5 protein-coding genes and 1 riboswitch are annotated in these 5,112 nt (G+C 40.4%); of the genes, 3 read left to right on the plus strand and 2 right to left on the minus strand.

Annotated features, from left to right (window positions below):
• Positions 1-107: 107 nt before the first annotated feature.
• Both ABFX15_RS01150 and ABFX15_RS01155 read right to left on the minus strand, forming a co-directional pair.
• A complete protein-coding gene (locus ABFX15_RS01150; RefSeq protein ID WP_346023726.1) occupies positions 108-671 on the minus strand; it encodes a chromate transporter in 564 nt (187 codons plus the stop codon).
• Positions 668-1,246 carry a chromate transporter gene (locus tag ABFX15_RS01155; RefSeq protein ID WP_346023727.1) on the minus strand — a complete coding sequence of 193 codons (579 nt, stop codon included), beginning with the start codon at positions 1,244-1,246 and terminating at the stop codon, positions 668-670. The genes ABFX15_RS01150 and ABFX15_RS01155 overlap by 4 nt, the downstream gene beginning before the upstream one ends.
• A gap of 164 nt (positions 1,247-1,410) precedes the next feature.
• On the opposite strand from ABFX15_RS01155, the gene ABFX15_RS01160 reads away from it, so the two are divergent.
• The 3 genes from ABFX15_RS01160 to ABFX15_RS01170 all read left to right on the plus strand — a co-directional run.
• A complete protein-coding gene (locus tag ABFX15_RS01160) occupies positions 1,411-2,280 on the plus strand; it encodes a glycosyltransferase family 8 protein (RefSeq protein WP_346023728.1) in 870 nt (289 codons plus the stop codon).
• Complete coding sequence (gene gorA, locus ABFX15_RS01165; RefSeq protein WP_346023729.1) at positions 2,277-3,638, plus strand: glutathione-disulfide reductase; 1,362 nt, start codon at positions 2,277-2,279, stop codon at positions 3,636-3,638. Before ABFX15_RS01160 ends, gorA begins: the two co-directional genes overlap by 4 nt.
• Positions 3,639-3,775: 137 nt before the next feature.
• Positions 3,776-3,873: riboswitch (purine riboswitch) on the plus strand.
• 146 nt (positions 3,874-4,019) lie between these two features.
• Positions 4,020-5,112, plus strand: a 1,093-nt coding sequence (locus ABFX15_RS01170; RefSeq protein ID WP_346023730.1) for an NCS2 family permease, incomplete at its 3' end; no start/stop codon positions are given.

Below are 5,112 nucleotides of genomic sequence, written 5' to 3' on the forward strand. Positions count from 1 at the left end.
AGCCTACCCCTATCCGATTCCTCTGTCTGTATGAAGTCTGTGCAGACAAGAATGGAGTTCGTAGGAAGCCCCACTTCAAAATCCAAAGGATTTAAGTGGTGGGTAGTTCACATAAGACTGTAGACAATTCCTCCGGCTACCCCAGTCACTAGAATAATCTGAATAGGGCTTGCCTTGAATTTTCTCATAAGAAACAGCCCGGCTGCGAAGAAGAAGACAGAAACCCAGTTGATTTCTGAAAGGGCGATCGGCCAGTCGCTATGACCAAACATAGCTGTCAAGAAAATCGTTACACCAGCAGAAGCAATCAGAGCGACAACTGCCGGACGAACACCTTGTATCACACCTTGAACAATTGACAGGTTCTGATACTTGAAGTAGAAATATGCCAGAAGTTGAACAATAATGACAGACGGTAAGGTTACACCTATTGTAGCAATCATTCCGCCCATGATTCCTGCAATCTGGTTACCTGAAAAAGTTGCAGCATTAATGGCAATTGGGCCAGGTGTCAGCTCTGATAATGTCAAAATATCAATGAACTGCTGGTTAGTGATCCAGCCTTGAACTGTAATCAGTTCCTGTTCAATAAGTGGTAGCGAAGCATAGCCTCCTCCAAAACTCAGGATTCCAATCTGGAAAAAACTGAGAAAGAGTTCTAAGTAAATCATTTGCTCTCCCCCTTGTCGTGTTTATTCTTTAAGTCTATTAAAGTCATGATCAATCCAATAAGAGCCGAAACAAAAAGCAGCCACAAAATATTGACCTGGAAGCCAATGCCGGCGATCAGTGCCGCAATCATTACCAGTACGGGCACTATCTTTTTCTGTTTAATGATACGAAGAGCCATGTTTATGACCACATTTACGATGATTGCAGCAACCCCGGCCTGCATGCCCAGGAGCACGTTGTTGACTAAGGCATTATCTCTTACGACCAGATAAATATATGTCAGGCCAGTCATAATTACTAATGGGGGGAGAATTGTTCCCAGAACCGTGACCATTGCACCAGAAAATCCAGCCATACGGTAACCGATCAGAATCGATGTATTGACAGCAATAGGACCTGGCGCTGACTGTCCGATAGCAATCAGGTTCAGCATTTCATCCTCATCGATCCATCCCAATTCATTCACAAATTTCTTTTCCATCAGTGGCACGATAACGTAGCCTCCTCCGAAAGTAAACATGCTGAGAAAAAATGTCGATCGAAAGAGAGTTAAGTATAAATCTTTCTTATTCATATGATTCCTTCTTTCATAAATTCAGTACTTTATCAATTATAGTGGATTTCAAAGAGCTTTAAAAGGAAAAGAAAAGTATGATTTGAGTGAGTTTTCCACACAGAATAGGTATAATGATATAAAGGAGTCACGACGCATATGTGACTGTTGCTGGAGGTATAGGAATGATCAATTTACTTTTTTCATTGAACGAAAACTATGTCTATCCGCTGAAAGTGCTGATTCGGTCCATTTCAGATACGAATCCGGATGAGATATTCTGTATGTATTTGCTTCACACAGGGATAACGGATGAAACCTTAGAAGAACTGCGGACGTTTGTTGAAAAAGAGGGGCATGTTTTTGAACCGATTTACAGTAAAAACTTTTTCAAATCATCAGATAAAATAGCGATAACCAGATATTATGCATTGGAAATGTACTTATGGATGTTTGCACCATATCTACTTCCAGACCATGTTGATCGGGTTCTTTATCTCGATCCGGATATTATCTGCTTGAATAAATTGAGACCTTTATACACTAAACCGTTTCATGGGAATTCTTTTATTGCAACAAACTATAAGTATAAAACTAAATGGGTTCAGCCATTCAATAACTTAAGATTAAGAAATTTTGAATCTGATGATTATTTCAACTCGGGTGTAGTACTGATGAATCTCGAAAAATTGCGAAAAATTGAAAATACAGACCATATTGTCGAAACGATACGTGAAAATAAGCCATTTCTAATTCTTCCGGACCAGGACATTTTCAACCTGATATTTGTTAATGATATAAAAGAGGAAGACTGGCGGGTCTACAATATGAATCCCAAAGTTTATGAAAAACTGAGAATTCTTTTTCCTCAGAAGTATAATTATAGTAAAGTGGAAGAGAACGTTGTCTTTATTCATTATTCAGGAAAACATAAACCATGGGATGAACGGGAAAAATACAAGTATGCTTTGGGCAGATATTACTTTGAAGCAGAAAAGAAAGTGTACCCGGGACTTCATAAATTAGAAACCAGCAGGAAAGGAAGAAAACGATGACGAGAACAAAGGAATACGATTATTTAGTGATCGGTGGGGGGAGCGGAGGCATTGCCTCTGCCAACCGGGCTGGCATGCATGGAGCTAAAGTTGGCCTCATTGAAGAACACAATTTGGGAGGCACCTGTGTCAACCTGGGATGTGTGCCAAAAAAAGTCATGTGGTATGTCGCCGAAATGATGGAATCGATCGATCATTACGCTGAGGGTTACGGACTTGAGTTTGGGAATAAACCCAAGCTGAATTTTAAGAAGATGGTTGAAAATAGGGATAAGTATATCAAGTTCCTTCATGGGGCATATAAAAAAGGATTGGATGGCAATAAAGTTGATCTTATTAGAGGAAGAGCTGTCTTTGTTGATGAATCGACGGTCGAAGTTGACGGGAAGACCTATACTGCTGAACATATTATGATAGCAACAGGCGGAAAGCCCAAACGTCTTCCGATTCCCGGGGGTGAATATGGTATGGTATCAGATGATATCTTCGATTTGAAAAAACTGCCTAAAAGTATCGCAGTGATCGGCGGCGGCTATATTGGGGTAGAAATGAGCGGCATTTTCCATGCAATGGGGGTTGATACTCATTTATTCGTGAGAAAGCCTCAGCCACTATATAATTTTGATTCTATAATCTGCGAGGGATTCTCGGAACTTGCTGAGGTTGAAGGAAGAAAGATTCAGACGAACAAAACGGTGACTGAAGTGAAAAAACTGGGAGAAGACAAGTATGAGCTTGTGTTTGAAGATGGCAGCACGCATGAAACGGAAATGGTACTGTGGGCGACAGGGCGCACACCGAATACTGAAGGCCTTAACCTTGAAGCTGCCGGAGTCAACCTTTATCCAGGAGGGTATATTGAAGTCGATCAGTATCAGAATACTACTGGAAACAATGTTTATGCAGTCGGAGATGTGACTGGAAGAGTTGAACTGACACCAGTGGCAATCGCTGCCGGCAGACAGCTGTCTGAACGTCTATTTAATGACAAGAAGAATGCCAAGGTCGATTATGATAATATTCCGACTGTTATATTTACCCATCCGCCTATTGGCACCGTTGGGATGACTGAGGAGCAAGTCTATGACCTATATCCTGAAGAGTATATCAAGATATACAAGACATCCTTTACCTCAATGCACAGTTCGATCACTGGGCATAGACAAAAAGCATACATGAAACTGGTCTGTGTAGGAAAAAATGAAAAAGTGGTCGGCCTTCATGGAATCGGAAAAGGGATGGATGAGATTCTTCAGGGCTTTGCAGTAGCAATTCAGATGGGAGCAACGAAGAAGGATTTCGACCGGACGATAGCTATCCACCCGACTGCTGCTGAAGAGTTTGTTACAATGAAATAACCGTTTTGGCGAATGGCAGCTTTAATTTAATAAAATAAGGATAAAATGTGTCAAAAAATACGAATAATACCTTCGTGATTCGGATTAATTTTTCGTTTATTGTTGAAATGCCTCTCATAATGTACTATGATTAAGGCAACTTAATAAGAGCGTTATCTAATATAATTTAGCGATATGGGCTAGAGTCTCTACCAATCCCCTTAAAGGATTGACTATTAGATTAAACAATTGCGATTGTTTAAGATGTAGTTAATTAAAGGCGGCCATCCGTCTTTTTTTTGCTTTCTTAAACTTTATCCCATCCATCACGTTATTAGATAACCCTTGGTTAACGACTCCATGCAAGTGGAGAATCATAGAAGAGAGAGGGTTTTATCTTTGTTGGAAAAGTTTTTTCAATTAAAGGAGAATAACACAACAATCGGTCGGGAGGTTACTGCAGGATTAACGACATTCTTTGCTATGTCTTATATTATTTTTGTTAATCCTCAGATTCTGTCATTGACAGGTATGCCGACTCAAGCGGTCTTTCTGGCAACTGTTTTATCTACAGCAGTTGGTACACTGATCTTAGCTTTGTATGCAAATGTTCCTTATGCGCAGGCACCGGGAATGGGACTGAATGCATTCTTTACCTATACAGTAGTCTTTGCACTTGGTTTTTCATGGCAGGAAGCTTTATTCATGGTTTTCTTCACAGGTGTAGTCGGGACTTTAATTACCGTTACTTCAATCAGAAAGAAAATCATTCACGCAATACCTGAATCCCTTCAGCATGCTATCGGCGGAGGAATCGGTGTATTTATTGCTTATATTGGTTTAAAGAATGCGCAACTATTAGAATTTACATCTGAAGGACAGGACATTATTTCTGTCAACAATGAACCTTATACAGCCGGATCAGAAATCACCGGGGCGATTAATACTGTAGTCACTGGTGGAGGAATTATTCCTGACATGGGCACCCTTGCCAATCCTTATGCACTGCTTGCCATCATTGGTCTGATTATTATGGTCGTTCTGATGCTTGCCAATGTTAAAGGTGCGATCCTCATCGGAATCGTTGCGACAACAATTATCGGAATTCCTATGGGTGTGACTGATTTATCAGGACTGAATAACCCAGCTAATACTTTCTTGTCCACGTTCGGCGAATTGGGTGTGACATTTGGAGCGGCTTTCAGCTCCCAAGGGTTAGGGTCACTTCTTGCAGACCCATCACGTTATGCTTTGATTCTTATCACTGTCTTTGCATTTACACTGACAGATATCTTTGATACAATCGGAACCTTCATCGGAACAGGTCGAAAATCAGGTATATTTACTCTTGAAGATGAAAAAGCAATGGATCAGGGTAAAGGACTTAACACAAAAATGGAAAAAGCTCTTCTGGCAGATACTGTTGGTATGTGTCAAGACTTTGGCGGAAACTTTTTTTCTAGAGATGGTAACTCTTCAATTTTAATATTAAAAT

The sequence above is a fragment of the Alkalibacterium indicireducens genome (assembly GCF_039522005.1).
Lineage (GTDB): Bacteria > Bacillota > Bacilli > Lactobacillales > Carnobacteriaceae_A > Alkalibacterium > Alkalibacterium indicireducens.